The 14,763-nt window shown below is 64.9% G+C and carries 18 protein-coding genes and 1 other annotated feature; of the genes, 5 read left to right on the top strand and 13 right to left on the bottom strand.

The genetic code is table 11. From position 1 onward, the window contains the following. The first annotated feature begins 54 nt into the window (after nucleotides 1-54). Nucleotides 55-1,322, top strand: a protein-coding gene (locus NYE39_RS17235) for an IS3-like element ISTesp1 family transposase (protein WP_341013645.1) whose coding sequence is annotated in 2 segments (ribosomal slippage) — nucleotides 55-358 and nucleotides 358-1,322 — 1,269 coding nt in all. Because the reading frame shifts where the segments join, the coding sequence is not laid out codon by codon here. Next, nucleotides 354-488 (top strand) — a sequence feature (AL1L pseudoknot). Its footprint overlaps the gene before it by 135 nt. 248 nt (nucleotides 1,323-1,570) lie before the next feature. Here NYE39_RS17235 and NYE39_RS17230 read toward each other — a convergent pair. The 4 genes from NYE39_RS17230 to NYE39_RS17215 are packed head-to-tail and all read right to left on the bottom strand — an operon-like array spanning nucleotide 1,571 to nucleotide 3,770. Next, nucleotides 1,571-2,677 (bottom strand): YihY/virulence factor BrkB family protein, encoded by a 1,107-nt coding sequence (locus NYE39_RS17230; protein ID WP_282071720.1) that lies wholly within the window; start codon nucleotides 2,675-2,677, stop codon nucleotides 1,571-1,573. Then, nucleotides 2,674-3,009, bottom strand: coding sequence for a DUF3618 domain-containing protein (locus NYE39_RS17225; protein WP_265229339.1), 336 nt, complete (start codon nucleotides 3,007-3,009; stop codon nucleotides 2,674-2,676). Before NYE39_RS17225 ends, NYE39_RS17230 begins: the two co-directional genes overlap by 4 nt. Continuing rightward, entirely contained in the window at nucleotides 2,996-3,421 is a 426-nt protein-coding gene (locus NYE39_RS17220; protein ID WP_094078862.1) for a phage holin family protein, read from the bottom strand. The genes NYE39_RS17225 and NYE39_RS17220 overlap by 14 nt, the downstream gene beginning before the upstream one ends. Continuing rightward, a complete protein-coding gene (locus NYE39_RS17215; RefSeq protein WP_282071713.1) occupies nucleotides 3,408-3,770 on the bottom strand; it encodes a hypothetical protein in 363 nt (120 codons plus the stop codon). Before NYE39_RS17215 ends, NYE39_RS17220 begins: the two co-directional genes overlap by 14 nt. Before the next feature lie 174 nt (nucleotides 3,771-3,944). On the opposite strand from NYE39_RS17215, the gene NYE39_RS17210 reads away from it, so the two are divergent. Beyond that, the gene (locus tag NYE39_RS17210; protein WP_007928752.1) at nucleotides 3,945-4,217 is read left to right on the top strand and encodes a DUF4235 domain-containing protein; all 273 of its coding nucleotides are present in this window, start codon (nucleotides 3,945-3,947) and stop codon (nucleotides 4,215-4,217) included. Nucleotides 4,218-4,325: 108 nt separating this feature from the next. Here NYE39_RS17210 and NYE39_RS17205 read toward each other — a convergent pair whose 3' ends face one another. After that, the gene (locus NYE39_RS17205; RefSeq protein WP_257907830.1) at nucleotides 4,326-4,508 is read right to left on the bottom strand and encodes a hypothetical protein; all 183 of its coding nucleotides are present in this window, start codon (nucleotides 4,506-4,508) and stop codon (nucleotides 4,326-4,328) included. A 137-nt stretch (nucleotides 4,509-4,645) separates the two neighbouring features. On the opposite strand from NYE39_RS17205, the gene NYE39_RS17200 reads away from it, so the two are divergent. Further along, the gene (locus NYE39_RS17200) at nucleotides 4,646-5,356 is read left to right on the top strand and encodes a TetR/AcrR family transcriptional regulator C-terminal domain-containing protein (RefSeq protein ID WP_341013635.1); all 711 of its coding nucleotides are present in this window, start codon (nucleotides 4,646-4,648) and stop codon (nucleotides 5,354-5,356) included. 492 nt (nucleotides 5,357-5,848) lie between these two features. Here NYE39_RS17200 and NYE39_RS17195 read toward each other — a convergent pair whose 3' ends face one another. From NYE39_RS17195 to NYE39_RS17160, 8 genes are all read right to left on the bottom strand, one after another. Then, nucleotides 5,849-6,256, bottom strand: coding sequence for a potassium channel family protein (locus NYE39_RS17195; protein WP_259921726.1), 408 nt, complete (start codon nucleotides 6,254-6,256; stop codon nucleotides 5,849-5,851). After that, a complete protein-coding gene (locus NYE39_RS17190; RefSeq protein ID WP_282071706.1) occupies nucleotides 6,249-7,613 on the bottom strand; it encodes a TrkH family potassium uptake protein in 1,365 nt (454 codons plus the stop codon). Before NYE39_RS17190 ends, NYE39_RS17195 begins: the two co-directional genes overlap by 8 nt. Nucleotides 7,614-7,941: 328 nt before the next feature. Then, nucleotides 7,942-8,622, bottom strand: a complete 681-nt coding sequence (locus NYE39_RS17185; protein ID WP_265229345.1) for a hypothetical protein — start codon at nucleotides 8,620-8,622, stop codon at nucleotides 7,942-7,944. A 435-nt stretch (nucleotides 8,623-9,057) separates the two neighbouring features. Continuing rightward, the gene (gene istB, locus NYE39_RS17180) at nucleotides 9,058-9,840 is read right to left on the bottom strand and encodes an IS21-like element helper ATPase IstB (protein ID WP_226282515.1); all 783 of its coding nucleotides are present in this window, start codon (nucleotides 9,838-9,840) and stop codon (nucleotides 9,058-9,060) included. Then, nucleotides 9,837-11,339, bottom strand: a complete 1,503-nt coding sequence (gene istA / locus NYE39_RS17175; RefSeq protein ID WP_192910244.1) for an IS21 family transposase — start codon at nucleotides 11,337-11,339, stop codon at nucleotides 9,837-9,839. The genes istB and istA overlap by 4 nt, the downstream gene beginning before the upstream one ends. Nucleotides 11,340-11,623: 284 nt before the next feature. Then, nucleotides 11,624-12,073: a DUF6527 family protein gene (locus NYE39_RS17170; RefSeq protein ID WP_282071703.1), complete on the bottom strand. Its 450-nt coding sequence runs from the start codon at nucleotides 12,071-12,073 to the stop codon at nucleotides 11,624-11,626. Beyond that, on the bottom strand, nucleotides 12,070-13,305 hold the full coding sequence (locus tag NYE39_RS17165; RefSeq protein ID WP_282071702.1) for a ThiF family adenylyltransferase: 1,236 nt from the start codon (nucleotides 13,303-13,305) through the stop codon (nucleotides 12,070-12,072). The genes NYE39_RS17170 and NYE39_RS17165 overlap by 4 nt, the downstream gene beginning before the upstream one ends. Then, the gene (locus NYE39_RS17160; RefSeq protein ID WP_341013623.1) at nucleotides 13,280-13,561 is read right to left on the bottom strand and encodes a multiubiquitin domain-containing protein; all 282 of its coding nucleotides are present in this window, start codon (nucleotides 13,559-13,561) and stop codon (nucleotides 13,280-13,282) included. Before NYE39_RS17160 ends, NYE39_RS17165 begins: the two co-directional genes overlap by 26 nt. A gap of 128 nt (nucleotides 13,562-13,689) precedes the next feature. Here NYE39_RS17160 and NYE39_RS17155 point away from each other — a divergent pair, with 128 nt between their 5' ends. Together NYE39_RS17155 and NYE39_RS17150 are read left to right on the top strand one after the other, a co-directional pair. Beyond that, nucleotides 13,690-14,064 carry a helix-turn-helix domain-containing protein gene (locus NYE39_RS17155; RefSeq protein ID WP_282071699.1) on the top strand — a complete coding sequence of 125 codons (375 nt, stop codon included), beginning with the start codon at nucleotides 13,690-13,692 and terminating at the stop codon, nucleotides 14,062-14,064. Between the two features lie 22 nt (nucleotides 14,065-14,086). Further along, on the top strand, nucleotides 14,087-14,641 hold the full coding sequence (locus NYE39_RS17150; protein WP_282071697.1) for an ImmA/IrrE family metallo-endopeptidase: 555 nt from the start codon (nucleotides 14,087-14,089) through the stop codon (nucleotides 14,639-14,641). Nucleotides 14,642-14,763: the final 122 nt, after the last annotated feature.

Here is a 14,763-nt window from a genome sequence, read left to right as displayed (position 1 = left end):
TGAACCGCACTGGGTTGGTTGGAGTCTCCATCGTTTGGAAACGAGGATGTACTCATGCCGAAGGACACCACCCCGGGGAAGCCGACCACGCGTCGCTACAGCCCCGACGAGAAGGCCGCTGCGGTGCGGATGGTCAGGACTCTGCGCGCAGAGCTAGGCACAGAGCACGGCACGGTCCAGCGCGTCGCCCAGCAGTTGGGGTACGGCACCGAGTCGGTGCGGTCCTGGGTCCGTCAAGCTGATATCGACGAGGGCCACGTCGCGGGCATCAGTACCAGTGACGCGGCGAAGATGAAGGCTCTGGAGCAGGAGAACCGTGAGCTCAAGCGCGCCAACGAAATCTTGAAGAGGGCCGCCAGTTTCTTCGGGGCGGAGCTCGACCGCCAGCACAAGAAGTAGCCGCGTTCATCGACGCCAACCGCGACGACGTCGTCGCGGGTCGGCGGCTGGGGGTCGAGCTCATCTGCAGCGTGCTGCAGGTGGCCCCCAGCAGCTACTACCAGGTCAAGAGCCGGCAGCCATCGGCCCGTGCCCGACGTGACGCGGTGATGGGCCCGGTGGTGCGGCAGCTGTGGGAAGCCAACTACCGGGTCTACGGGGCACGGAAGATCTGGAAGGCCGCGCGACGCTCTGGTCACGACATCGGCCGCGACCAGGTCGCCCGGCTGATGCGCGCCGAGGGTATCGAGGGCGTGCGGCGCACCAAGCGGGTGCGCACCACCACGCCAGACCCGGGCATGCCGCGGCACCCGGACCTGGTGGGCCGCGACTTCACCGCCACCGCGCCGAACCAGTTGTGGGTCACAGATCTGACCTTCGTGCCGACCTGGGCCGGCGTCGCCTACGTCTGCTTCATCATCGACGCCTACTCCCGCACGATCGTCGGGTGGCGAGTCGCCTCGCACATGAGGACCACGATGGTCCTCGACGCCATCGAGATGGCCAGGTGGTCACGCGGCACCCAGCTCGACGGGCTGCGGTGTCACAGCGACGCGGGCAGCCAATTCACGTCGATTCGCTACGGAGAACGACTGGCTGAGATCGGTGCGGTGCCCTCGATCGGCACCGTCGGGGATTCGTACGATAACGCCCTTGCCGAGACCGTGAACGGCTACTACAAGGCCGAGCTAATCCGCGGCCCCGCACGCCAGAGACGGCCCTGGAAGAGCATCGAGGATGTCGAGCTCGCCACCCTGTCCTGGGTCCACTGGCACAACCACGACCGCCTCCACGGCTACCTGGGCGACGTCCCGCCAGCAGAGTTCGAGGAAGCGTTCTACGCTACGCAACGGTCCGACCACCCCTTGGTCGGAATCCAATAGCCCGAGCCTCCATCAGACCCAGTGCGGTTCAGCTTGCGGCAGACGACTCCCGCTGGGACGCATCTGCGTCGGAGCCCACCCGCTCTTCAGCATCCGATCGCGAGCGTCCCATCGCACGAATCTAGGGGTGCCTCGCAAGCGTCGCAATCTCCGATTAGGCGGAACCACACAAACTGGCCACCCGACCTTGAGAGCGCTTCTTGAGTGCACTGGAAACCCAGTCCCGGACTCACACCTCCCGACCGACGTCACCTCCGATCGGTGTCTTTGCGGGGGTCTTCAGTCTTATCCGTGTCCGTGGTCTGGCCGGAGCTGTGGCGCAGGTTCGCTGCCTGCTCGATGTCTTGCTGCTCCTTCTTTTCGTCTTTGCGGATCTTGGTGTCGTCCCGCACAGGGAGCTGGATGTCGCGTTCGGCCTCGATCCCGGCCATCAGTTGACGGGAGCGTTCGAGCTCTGCGTCGACCTCGGCCCCGAACAGCAACGCGAGGTTAGTGATCCACAGCCACAGCAGGAAGATGACCACTCCGGCGAACGACCCGTAGGTACTGCCGTAGTTGGAGAAGTTGACGATGTAGAGACCGAAAGCGAGCGAGATCAGGATCCAGACTAGGATCGCGATGCCAGCTCCGACGCTGATCCAGCGGAATTTCGGCTGCTGCACGTTCGGGGTGGTGTAGTACAGGATCGCCACGATCAACATCACCAAGACGAGGATGACGGGCCACTTGGCGATGCTCCAGACAGTCAAAGCGGTGGAGCCCAGCCCAATCAGGTCGCCGATGGCTTGCGCTGCAGGTCCGGACAACACCAGCATCAAGGCCACAAGCACCACGAGCAGGACCATGACCAAGGTGATCAGGAGCATCAGGGGACGAAGCTTCCAGATGGGTCGCCCCTCGCCGATCTCATAGACACGGTTCATCGCCCGGCTGAAAGCCGTGACGTAGCCCGAGGCGGACCACAAGGCGGTGGCCAAACCCAGGATGAGAGCCAGCCCGGCCCCGGGTGAGGTTGCTAGGGAGCGGACGATGGGTTCCAGGGTCTGGGATCCGGAACTGCCCAGGACCTGCTTCAGTACCGGCATGACTGCGTCGATGGTGGTCTGGCTCTGACCGACGAGTCCCAGCAGGGAGAAGATCGCGATCAGCGCCGGGAAGATGGCCAGCACTGCGTAGTAGGTCAGCGCGGCCGCCAAGTCCGTGCACTGGTCGGCCAAGAACTCCCGGACGGCTTTGCGGCCGGTGAATTTCCAGCCCGCGCTGGTGATCTTCGCGGGGCTGTCCGCTTTGGCGTCGTCTTCCGGGTGCGGTGCCTTGCCGTGGTCCTCATCGCCGGTGAGGGCCCGAGCATTCACCGGCGCCACCACCAGATCGCCCCGGCCACGGCAGCCACGCCGGCCACGAGCGCGAGCATCTGTGCGGCGAGGACCGCCAGTTCGATGTTTTGGGGCTGCTGGGCTCGCATCTTGAGGTCTTGGACTCGGTTAAGGCCTTGGCCCTTGAGGTCGTTGACCTGGCGCTTGGCCCGCTTCTTCACGTCCAGGCGGTCGGTCAACTCATCGACGGTGATGCCCAGGTCTTCGCGGTGTCGGGCGATGTCCGCTTCGATCTTGGCCGGATCGGTACTGTCCGACTCGGTGGGTGTCGACGCACTAGTGACGGGCTCGTTGGATTCATTCGTGCTCACGGCTGCTCGCTTCCTTGACCTGGGTGACATCACGTTGCACATTCGCCATGGCGCGCTCGGGTTTTAGTGGTCCGACCTGCTCGACCTGCTTCTTGCCCAGCAATGACACCACCCCGGCGGCGATCAGCAGTAGAGCCGCCACGATCAGGGCCGCGGCCCACGCCGGCAGGATGAGCGCCAAAGCCAAGATGGCGGTCGTTACCAACGCGGCTGCGCCGAAGAACGCGAGCAACCCCCCGGCACCGAACATGCCCAGTCCCGCACCGGCATGCTTGGCCTTGGCGCTGAGTTCGGCCGTCGCCAGTCGCATCTCATCGCGAATCAATGTGCTGGTCTGTTCGCTCAACCGGGAGATCAACTCGCCGGTCGAAGCGCCGCGGGGTGGCGGCTCCATCTGCTCAGCCACGACCATGACCGCCTAGGACGTCGCTCACCCCTGGCTCCGGACCGGAGGTCGGGGGCGGCCAGGGGTCGTCCTGGTCCATGTCTGGGGCGGATGCGAAGTCGTCACCCATGGTGTGGTGTGGGGTCCTGTCCTTGCCGTCCTGAGATGTCCTGCTTATCGAGTCGGGCAAGTGCTCCTTGACCTGTCCGGGCACCTGTTTGGCTTGCTCTTGGACCTTCTTGGCTTGCTTCTGCACCGTCGGGTCGGTCCACAACGCCAGTGCACGATCGCGCAACTGGTCGTAGCGTTCCCGGCCCGCTCGAGTGCCGAGGACGTACCCGGCCCCGAACGCCACTGTCATGGTGATCTTGTTCATCGTCTGCTCCAGTCTCTTCGAGAGCCCAGGACGGGACATTGGTGGTGCTTCCGCGCTTGCCCCGGGGTGCGTACCTTGTAAACTTACAAGTGAAGGCGCCCCCTTCACAACCTTCTTCTTCGTGTTGGCGGTGCCCGAACTCAGCACACCGACAGCAACGAGGAGCACGCCATCATGAGCGACAAGCTGTGGAGTCTGGCCACTACCGGCGCGGCCATCGGCGGCGGGATCATGGCGAGGAAAGTCATCGAAAAGGGGTGGGCGCTCGTTACCGACGGCACCGTTCCAGACAACCCGGAAAGCCCGGAGGTCAACTGGGGTGAGGCCATCGCCTTCGCGCTGATCTCCGGCGCGGTCGTGCAACTGGCCAGGGTCATGATCAATCACAAGTCCACGCAGGCCTATGCCAAGAGGAAGGGCCGTCTGCCGGAGTCCGTGGCTGCCTGAGACCTATTGTCGTCTCTTGACCTAGGGCAGGTGCTGGCCTAGTCCGGTGTCGCCCCCTCGGTGAGCGAGACCGGGAGACTGCGTACGTGGTCGCCGCTGGCCAGTAGGTCAGAGACTGAAGTTGCCAGCGAGGTTGGCCAGATCGGTCGGGCTTAGTCCCAGATTCTCCAGCACGCCTTGGTGTTGACCGGTGTCCACGTCGTCCGGCAGGTCTGCGTCCGCCTGCTGCGCCTTCTCGTCCTCTCCACGGCTCTTGAGCAGGTCAACGATCTTCTGCTTGTCAATCTGCATCAGAGAACTCCTTGTGGGCAATGGGCCCAGCACACGCTATTGCTTACATCGTAAACTTATCTGATCGGCGGGGTAGCAGCAAAGGACCTCATAGGTCCGCGATGATGGGTACGTCAGCACCTGTGGAAAGGACAGCCATGAACACCGTCCCTGACCCGCCCAGAGATTCGCGCCCACGCTTGGACCGGGATCTGATCGTGCAGACAGCGATCACCTCGATCGACACGCACGGCGTTCAGGGGCTGACGATGCGCCGCGTGGGACAAGACCTCGGCGTCGCAGCAATGTCCTTGTACCGCTATGTCTCCGGACGCGAGGCCCTGCTGGAGGCGGTCGTGGAGAAACTCATGGATGGTGTCACCGCCCGCGCGGACGCGGTCGGGTTCACGTCGTGGCAGGGGTACTTGCAAGTGCTGGCCAATGAAGTCCGCCGGGTGGCCCAAGCCCATCCTGCCGCGTTCCCGTTAGTCGCTTCCCGGCACCCAGCCACACCGTGGCTGCGCCCGCCGTTGCGCAGCATCGAGCTGGTCGAGCACTTCCTGGCCACGCTCAGCGACTTCGGCTTCGATGACATCAGGGCCGTGGATGCTTACAAGGCCTTCACCACGTTCTTGATCGGTTCCCTGCTGCTGGAGGTCGCTGCTCATGGGGAGGACATCCTCTCCGTGGATGAAACCCTCAACGAAGGTGAAGCCGCCATCCCCGAACAGGACGCCTACTTCGACCTCCAGCAGGCCCCCCATGTGTGCCGCATGCAGGACCGACTCAGTCAAGACACCACCGCGCAAGAGTTCGAGATCGGCCTAGAGGCCCTCATCGACAGAATTGAGCGCTCGGTCTCCCAATAGACAGCCCACGGCAGCATCTCTGCCTGGGCGTTGTCCTGCTGCGTGCACGCAGCGTCACTGTGCCCCCTCTCGACCCGGTCGTCGTGGAAGCAGGTCAGCACGACCGCCTCGAGTGTGCGCACGCCCAACCGTCGCAGACAGCCTTGTGGTGCTCCACGCAGACGGTGGGATGGGCTAACCGTCGGCGATGTCGGTCCACTCCGGGCGCGTTGACGGGAATGGACCGAATGCGGGACTTCCACACCGGGACAGCGCGAAGGAGAACCAAGGCATGGCAGTCAAGCCCACGTCGTAAAACGAGATTCGCAAGCGGGCCGCGAAATTCACCGCGGAGTGGCGCCTGAACGGGCGAAGAGAAACAGCAGGCCCAGTCATTCGTGCGCGAACTACTCATGGTCTACGGGATGACCGACTGCAAGGCGGCCCTGTATGAGAAGCGCGCCAAACGATCCTCGACGGCCGTCGAGACGTCCAAGGGCCGCGCCGGTTCGGTCAGCGCTGCAGCAGCTCGGCTGCCATGGACAGTCCTGCTTCGTGTTCCGGCTGGATGATGCGGGTGACGCCGAGTCGGTCCAGCGCCTCGTAGTGCTGGCGTGATCCCGCCTTGGCCCACACGTCACGGACCCCCAGCTCGCTGAGGGCCGTGGCGGCCATCAGCGATGCCGCGACGTCGGTCATCCCGAGGACGACGAGGGTGTCGGGGGTGATCTCCAGCTGCCTGAGGGTCTCCTCGTCGCGTGCCTCGGCGATCGCGAGGTGGCGGATGTCCTCCTTGAGGTTTTCCACCACGGACTCGTCGACGTCCACGCCGAGGACGCGCTGCCCATTCTGCTCCAGGCGCAGCGCGAGGGCGGAGCCGAAGCGGCCTAGGCCGATGACGGCGATGTCGTACTTAGCCAACGAGGAGCCTTTCGGTGGGGACCTCGAAGCGTCGAGGTCGGTGGCGCAACGCCAGGGCGGCGCCGAGGGTGATCGGCCCGAGTCGGCCGAGGAACATCAGCACGATGAGCACGACCTGTCCCACGGGTGGGAGGTCCGCGGTGATGCCCGTGGACATCCCGACGGTGGCGAAGGCCGAGATCGCCTCGAAGAGGACCGCGTCCAGGTGGAAGGGGGAGACGATGAGCAGGACGGCCGTCCCCCCGACGACGAGACCGACACCCAGCAGGGCAATGGTGAGAGCCTGACGCAGGTTCGCGGGGGGTAGGCGACGGTGGAGGATCCGCACGGTGGGTTCGCCGCGGATCTCGGCCCAGATGACGAAGCCGAGCAGAGCGAAGGTGGTGATCTTGATACCGCCGGCGGTGCCGGCGCTGCCTCCTCCGATGAACATCAGGCCGTCGAGGAGTAGAAGGGTCTCTTGGTGGAGGTCGCCGATGGGCACGCTGTTGAAGCCGGCCGTGCGGGCCACGACGGACTGGAAGCCGGATGCGAGGATCTTCCCGCCGGTGCTGAGGGGGCCCAGCGTGTCGTCGTTGCGCCACTCGAAGGTCGCGAAGAGCGCGGTGCCGCCGATCCACAGCACGAGCGAGCCCCAGATGATGATCGTCGCGTGGACGGTCCAGCGGCGGAACTGCTGCCGCCAGTGCCGGAACATCTCCCACCAGACCGGGAAGCCGAGGCCACCGATCATCACCGAGGCCATCAGGGGCAGGCACATCCACGGGTCGTCGACCCAGGTGACGGCGCTGTCGGCGTGCAGGCCGAAGCCGGCGTTGTTGAAGGCGGAGACGGCGTGGAAGAACCCCGAGTAGAGGGCATCGCCCCAATCCGCTTGGTAGGTCGAACGCAGGCGAAGGCTCAGGACGATGGCGGTCGCCGTCTCGACGATCAGGGTGAACTTCAGGACGTCGACGAGGACCTGGGCGGGATTGCGGTGCGCGATCGAGCGTGACTCCGCGCCGGTGAGCACGTTGGCGGGTGCGCTGAGCCTGCGGCCGATGACCATGACGAGCAGGGTCGCGGTGGACATGACCCCGAGACCGCCGATCTGGATCATTGCGAGGATGACCAGCTCGCCGAAGGTGGACCAGTGGGTGGCGGTGTCGACCGTGACCAGGCCGGTCACGCAGGTGGCGGAGGTCGCGGTGAACAGCGCCGTGAGCAGGTCGGTGGACTCGCCCGGCTCGGCGGCGAGCGGGGTCATCAGGGCCGCGGTCCCCGCGGCGATCACCACGGCGAAGCCCAGCATGACGGTCCGGGCCGGGTTCGCTACGAGACGGTTCAGCAGATGCGTGTTCGTCGCGTCCTGAGCCATTGGTGGAACGGTACTCCGGTTCGAGTTGAATGCTCCCTCGACGGCGTCAGGTTCTGCTGGCCGGGTCCGGAGAATGCCGGGGGGTCTGCCGCGGGGCCCGCTCTCGTCGCCCATGTCGTCCCGGCGGTACGCGACGCACCAACCAGGAGTGATGCCGGGCGTCACGGCTGCGACCGGGGGCTGGACAGACGAACCCGGCTCGGTGACGTCCGGTTCTGAGTCGGACGGCTGTGCGCGCCGACGATCGGTTACGAGTAAAGCGGCGCGGCAGGTCCAAGACCGGGTGAAATCACGTCCGAAACCCTGAACGGGTGTCGGCAACGGGGGGCTAACCGGCTTCCCTGCTGCGCATATGAGTGAGCGTCCGCGCTACCGCTACTGCACCCTCACCACGCTGCAGTCGGTCGGCGACTGTCCAGCCGTTGAGGTCGATACTGAGATCAGTGGAGGACAGTCCTGCATCGCGCAGCTCAGCGGCATGCCGCGCCTGACCAGGTCTGAGTCCTGCGGCGATCCAGACATCGCGTTCGACCTCCGAGAAGCCGTACAACTTCCATCCTTCGAACTCGAAGCTGTGGGAAGCGTCCCCACCCGCGAGCTCAGCCCACTGCTGATCGGCTTTGCGACCTGCCCATGACGCTGTAGAGGCACTTTCTGTTGACCCCGAGTCGGGGTGGGCATTTCCATCGCGTCGAGGGCTGATCTCTCCCATTAGCGGGTGGTTGTCACGCTTGCGCCGCTTCGGAGGCGGTGTGAGGCCGGTAGGGCTATGCGGGGTCGGAAGACGATCTGGCCAGCCGGGGCTGGGCGGAGGGCCGTACGTGACACCGAAGATCTCGTGCACCCTGCGGATGATCGGGGCCTCAACGAAGCTGGCGGAGTTCTTGACATACTCGTTGATGTCGTTGAGCACGGCGAGAACTTCTCTCGCAGAGACGTCGATCTCCTTCGCGATGTCGCGAACGCGAAGACGGGCACGCGGAGGTTCGTGGAGCTTGATGTGGCGCACCGCGATAACCCTTTCTCAGCCCTCCCGAATGGTCTTGTCGGGGTGTCGCTTGGCGGTGGACTCCTGCACGAAGCGACCGGTGACTACGCTGCGAGACCCGCTGGACCGCGAGAAATGGCCGCCATGTGACACCGACGTCTTGGGACTGCGGGCGGCGGCAGTTTTGCTGATGTAGCGCCCTGTGACGGCGCTGCGGTGCGAACGAGCCATGGGAGCGGCTCCCTCCTGACCCCGGGCGGGGCCGTCGGAAGCATTCAGGCTGCTCGTGTAGCTTCGTCTACCTACGACAGCAAGACTCAGGCCTCGGCCAGCCGCCTCAGCGGTTGCCGAGGCTTGATGCTTCCACACCAGATTACGCCGAGGTGCTGACACCGTGTCAACGGCCAGTTTCTGGTCCCCGCTGGTGGCCAAGTAGAAGTCCCCACTCTGAGTCGTTTACTTGGTCGACTTCAGTCGGGTTCCTCCGTTCTGTCGGGCCTGCTTCATGCGGTAGGAGTCACCGTCGGTGACGACGGTGTGGCAGTGATGCAGAAGCCGGTCGAGCATGCTGACCGCGGTGGTGTGTTCGGGTAGGAACCGTCCCCACGCCTCGAAGGGCCAGTGGCTGGCGACGCCGAGCGAGCGGCGTTCGTAGGCGGCTGCGATGAACCGGAACAGCAGCTGGGCGCCGGTGTCGTCGAGCGGTGCGAAGCCGAGCTCGTCGAGCAGGATCAGGTCGTTGCGCAGCAGCGTGTCGATGGTCTTGCCGACCGAGTTGTCGGCCAGGCCTCGGTAGAGGGTCTCGACGAGGTCGGCGGCAGTGAAGTACCTGACTCGGTGACCTGCGTCGATGGCGGCGTGCCCGAGCGCGACGAGCAGGTGGCTCTTGCCGGTCCCGGCCGGGCCGATGAGGCACACGTTCTCGGCTGCGCGGACCCACTCGAGCGATGAGAGGTAGTCGAACGTCGCGGCGGGGACCGAGGATCCGGTGACGTCGAAGCCGTCGAGGGTCTTGGTGACGGGGAACCCGGCAGCCTTCATGCGGGTGCGGGCGTTGGACTCATCGCGCGCGGCGATCTCTGCCTCGACCAGGGTGCGGAGGAACTCCTCCGGCGACCAGCGTTGGGTCTTCGCGGTCACAAGCAGCTCGGGGGCGACACGGCGCATCGCCGACATCTTCAACCGCTTCAACCCCTCGGTCAGATCGGCCGGCAGCGCCGGCGGAGTCGACGCGGTCACGACGACTCTCCGCTCTCGATCCTGTAGGCATCGAGCGACCTGGTGGGCACGCTCGGCAACGTCAGCACCAACGGCTCGCCGGCCGGTCGCGGGGTGGGGGCTTGGCCGTGGGTGGCGAGGATCGAGCGGATGTCACCGGCGCGCCACCGCCCGAACTCCACGGCCCGGGTGAGCGCGACGACGACGGCGTCGTTGCCGTGAGCTGCAGCCAGGTCGAGGATGACGCCGATCTCGGACGGCAGCTTCGTGACACCGGCTGCTGCGGCGCCGGTCAGGAACGCCTCCGCGGCGGGTCCGAGTGCGAGGAAGTCCTTCTCCTGTTGGGTTCTGGGCCTCGCGCCACGCGATGGCTTGTCGGGTCGTGGCTTGTCGTAGTGGGTGTCGTCGATGCTGACCTCACCTGGTGCGACGAGGGCGTGCTCGGCGTGGACCTCGCCCGTGACAGGGCCGATGATGCGCAACAGGTCGTCCTCGACGAGGACGGTGACGCTGGTGCCGATGAGCCGGTTCGGCACTGAGTACCTGGCCGAGCCGAACCGGATGCAGGACAGCTTATCGACCTTCCTGGTCGTCGGGCGGGGGCCGAACTCCGCACGCAGCGACGGCAGCTCGCCCAGCAGGGGCTGCTCGATGGCGAGGCGCTCGGCGGGGATCGCGCAGATCTCTGAGTGCAGGTTGGCGTTGACCTCGGCGCACCACGCAGCGGCGGCGTCGTTGCGATCGCCCAGGCTCGTCGACTTGCTGCCGACGAGCGGGACCATCAGGTCGGACTTGGCGTAGCCAACGAGGTTCTCGACCATTCCCTTCGACTGCGGGTCGGCGGCGTGGCAGAAGTCGGGCCGGAACCGGTAGTGCGACGCGAACCTGACGTAGTCCGGTGTCGGGACCACGACGTTCGCCACGACACCGGCCTTCAGACACCCCATCCGGTCGGCCAGGACGACCTTCGGGACCCCGCCGAGCTCCTCGAAGCACTCAGCGAGCATCCCCATCGTGGTGGCCGACTTCTGATCGACGGCGAAGCGGACGAACCGGAACCGCGACCACGCCAGCACCGCGCAGAACACGTGGACCAGGACCCCGTCGATGCGCAGCTCGCCCCAGTCGATCATCAACGTCTCGCCCGGGGTCCACACCGCGGGCCTGCGTCCACGGTAACCGGCGTGCTCGTTTCGCCATGCCTGCTTGGCATCTGCGACCAGACGACGGAAGTTCCTGGCCGACCCGTCGTACCCGGCCGCGGTCGCTTCGGGCAGCAACCGCTTCGCGGTGATCCGCCCCGCAGTGTCCGTGACCCGCTTCGCGACCAGGTCGGTGACCTCGTCGTAGTTCCGCGCCCGCGGCGCCTTCGGCGCCGCCGGCGCCCCAGCAGACTCGTGGGCCTCGATGATCCGCTTCACGGTCTTGTGGGTCGTGCCGCAGATCGCGGCCGCTCCTCGATAAGTGCCTACCTCTCGATAGGCCGAAATGACGTCCATACGTTCCCTCGCGCTCTTCAATGGAGGTCTCCTGCGTGGTTGGCGGTCGGCTGGCTGGTTACCGCCACCGTCACCACGCAGGACCTCACGGGCACTTACGACACGACGAAGAGTGGGGACTTTTCTTGGCCACCACTGGGGACCGCTACCTGGCCACCAGTGGGGACTTTTTCATGGCCACGGACACACCGGTCGTATGTCGTTGTGGATCCCCGTGCGGGACAGCCGGACAACTGCGTCAATGGCGGCGAAAGGACGCACGTACGGTCGTGCGTCAGTACAAGTCCCCTGCACGGGCGGAATGCCTAGTTGCGTCTTCTGAGTAGGCGACGAAAACGCGTCCAGACTCTCTTGCGGCGGTCCGCCGGGATTTCGGTGACCGTTTCAAGCTCATCCCAGTCAGGGAGCACTTCGTTGAGGTCGTAGCGGTCGATGGCACGTCGGTCACGCGCTCGGTTAGCCGCGATCTGTTCTTTGGTGAACTGGTAGGACCACCGGATTCGGCCGCGGTCAACGATGTAGTGCGACTTGCACGGCAACGCCCAGTTCCCGACCGACGGGTGGAGCGACACGTCACGCCCGTTGTAGGTCAATGACCACTGCGGCGGCGACAGCGGGGTGATGACCTCCTCTCCGCAGCCACACGCGCATAGGTGAGCGCAAGTAGTGAACTCGATCGACACGTAAAGCACGCCCGGCCTGAGCGTTGTCGGGAAGGTCTCGACGAAGCTTGGCTCGAGGTGACGCACCGTCATGCCGCGCTCACCGACCCATCCCGGCGACCGTCCTCCCGGTCGTCCGCCTGGTCATCGCACCCGTCCGTGGCCTCGTTGGTGATGTGGTTGGTGAACATCGAGTACGTCGAGAACTTCTCATTGGTGCCGTCGGCATAGAACCCGAGGTGCCGCTTCCACCTTCCGATGGCTAGCATCGCGTTGAGCGCGTTGAGATCTGCCACCTGAATGTTGCGGCTGTAGTCGTCGCGTTCCTCAGCTGGCTTCGGGATGCGCGACAGGGCACGCTCCACACTTTCGCCGGGGTCGGCGAACACCATCCGGAGTAGTCCTGACAGCTTCGAGTCGATTTCCTCAACACCCATGCCGACGTCAACGAACGGCGTGCCGCGCTGCAGAAGGTAGGCGGCTATGGCCGGTTTCACCGTGGCGTCGTCCATCGCGAGAAACGCGAACGTCGCTCCGTCGAGCAGGTCAAGGTTCTCAGCGGTGATGTACGTCTGCTCCGTCGTGATGTTCGTGTGCATTTTTCCGTACATCGCGTGGAAATACGCAACCTTCGAGGGCCGCTCACGCAACTGCTCGATCGAAGCAGCGCCGGGTGCCCGGAATGCGTTGTGATTGTCGAACACGTCTCCGTCGATGAGCAGGATGCTCGCTACCGGAGTCTTGGCGACCTGGTCGAGGAGGTACGCGCCGGATCCGCCGAGACCGATGATGACGATCCGCTCGTCGCGGAAGAGGCGAGTCAGGGTAGACAGCCCCGCCCGGGAGGTCGCAGTATCGCGGTACTGGAACGGCAGGTCTTCCTCGACCTCCTGCCAGGCGGCTCCCGGCGTCGCAGTGACTTCCGAGTCCAGCGCCATCGCCGGATGCGCCAGCATGCGCACATACGCTGTCACCTTCGCATACTGGTCCGGGTACCCGTTCGCCGGCTTACTGGAGAGCATGAAGGACGCGGCAGGCAGGTCCGGAAAGATGTCACGTGCCTCGGGGTTCGCGAATGTGAGGGGCTGCCCGTGATCGTTGCACGGCATCGACCCTCCGAACCAGATCCGGTGGTCAGTGTCCATAACTACCCGGTCACCGCTGACGGTGACCGGGTAGGCGAGGAACCCGTACGCGACCACCTTCTCGGTGGTCACGTACGGGACCTGCTTCACGACCAGGTGGCCGCCGATGATGTTGACGTCGTATCCGCCGTCGAGGAGACGACGGACGTCCTCGTCACGAGCGAGAGGTGCGGTAGACATCGAACACCATCCTGTTCTTGACCTTGACGCTGTGGTTCGGGGTCAGAGAGCCCTCGTGCTTCTCGTCGTGCCCCCGTGTGAACGAGACCGTGACCTCCTCACCCTCACCGACCGGCTGGCCCGGGTAGGCCAGCTCGACGACCTCTTCGTACGAGATCGTCTTCTCCGCCCACTGGTGCGGGCGCGTGTTCACGATGATCTTCACGGTCCGGTCCTGGTGCTCGTGACCGGGCTTCTCTGCTTCGGCAGCCTTCACAGCGCCCTCCTATCTGTCAGGTCTTACTCAAACCGCGCTACTTATGACGCAGTGCTCGACAACTCGAACACTGCTAAGGTAGCACACATGGTCTACATGTCGAGCAGTGCACGTTTTGTGGAGCAAAGTTGAGTGCCGGGCCCACGATCAACGTGAAGTCGTTACACGCGGCATTGGACGCAGCTCGGGAGCAGCAGGACCTGTCCTGGCGACAGCTGGCTAAGGAACTCGGAGTCAGTGCGTCGACGATCTCGAGGATGGCGCAAGGGTTGCGCCCCGACGTGTCCGCCTTCGTCGCCATGACGACATGGCTGCGAATGCCCGCGGAGAGCTTCTACCTCGGCGTAGAAGAGACGGATGAAGAGCCGGACCTCGTCGCATCATTGAGCCCGCACCTCCGGGCACGAAGTGACCTGACCGAGAAGGATGTCTCCTACCTTGAAGAGGTCATCGCAGCAGCCGCCAAACGGTTCAAGTCCGAGCGCGAAGAAGCCTCGGAGTAGACGCGGCTGGACCCAGGCCAAGATGCGTGCGGTCGCTGAGGAGGAGCGCAGCTACCTTGGGCTGAATAAACACGACCCTTTCGATCCGTACAAGCTTGCCGAAGTGCATGGCATCCCGGTGTACTCCCTGACCCAGCTTCTCGACTTCGATCTGGGGCCCGAGGCTCACCGTCACTTTCATTCCACCAGGTCCAAGTCGTGGTCGGCCGCTTTGGTGCCGCTCGGGACCGCTCGCATCATTGTTGAGAACGACGCCCACTCGTCCGTGCGACGCCGGAGCAACATTGCGCACGAACTCGGGCACCACCTGCTTGAGCACTCCTTCGAGAACGTCGTCTTCGGCGAGGATCACAAGCGTCAGTTCGACCCCACCATGGAGAAGCAGGCGCTGTTCGTCTCTGGTCAGCTCCTAATCCCCGATGACGCTGCACGCAAGGCCGCCTATGCCGGCTGGGACAACGCGCGAGTCGCCGAAGTCTTCGACGTCAGCGAGCAGTTCGCCCAGATGCGGATGGCGGGACCTCGAGTCGTAGCTGATCGCGCGTCTCGGAAGTTCGGCTTTGGGAGAAGCCGCTAGGTCACTACCGCCTGAGGGCGAGAACGCCAAGAGCCATCGCGCGTGGAGGTCACCCGACCAGAGCACGGGCCCGACGCTAGGCGGTTCCTCCGGGCGTCCCCGCTTGTGGAAGCCAAAAGGGT

The organism is Janibacter sp. FSL W8-0316 (assembly GCF_038004165.1).
GTDB lineage: Bacteria > Actinomycetota > Actinomycetes > Actinomycetales > Dermatophilaceae > Janibacter > Janibacter indicus.
This window is presented reverse-complemented; position numbering and strand designations above follow the sequence as displayed.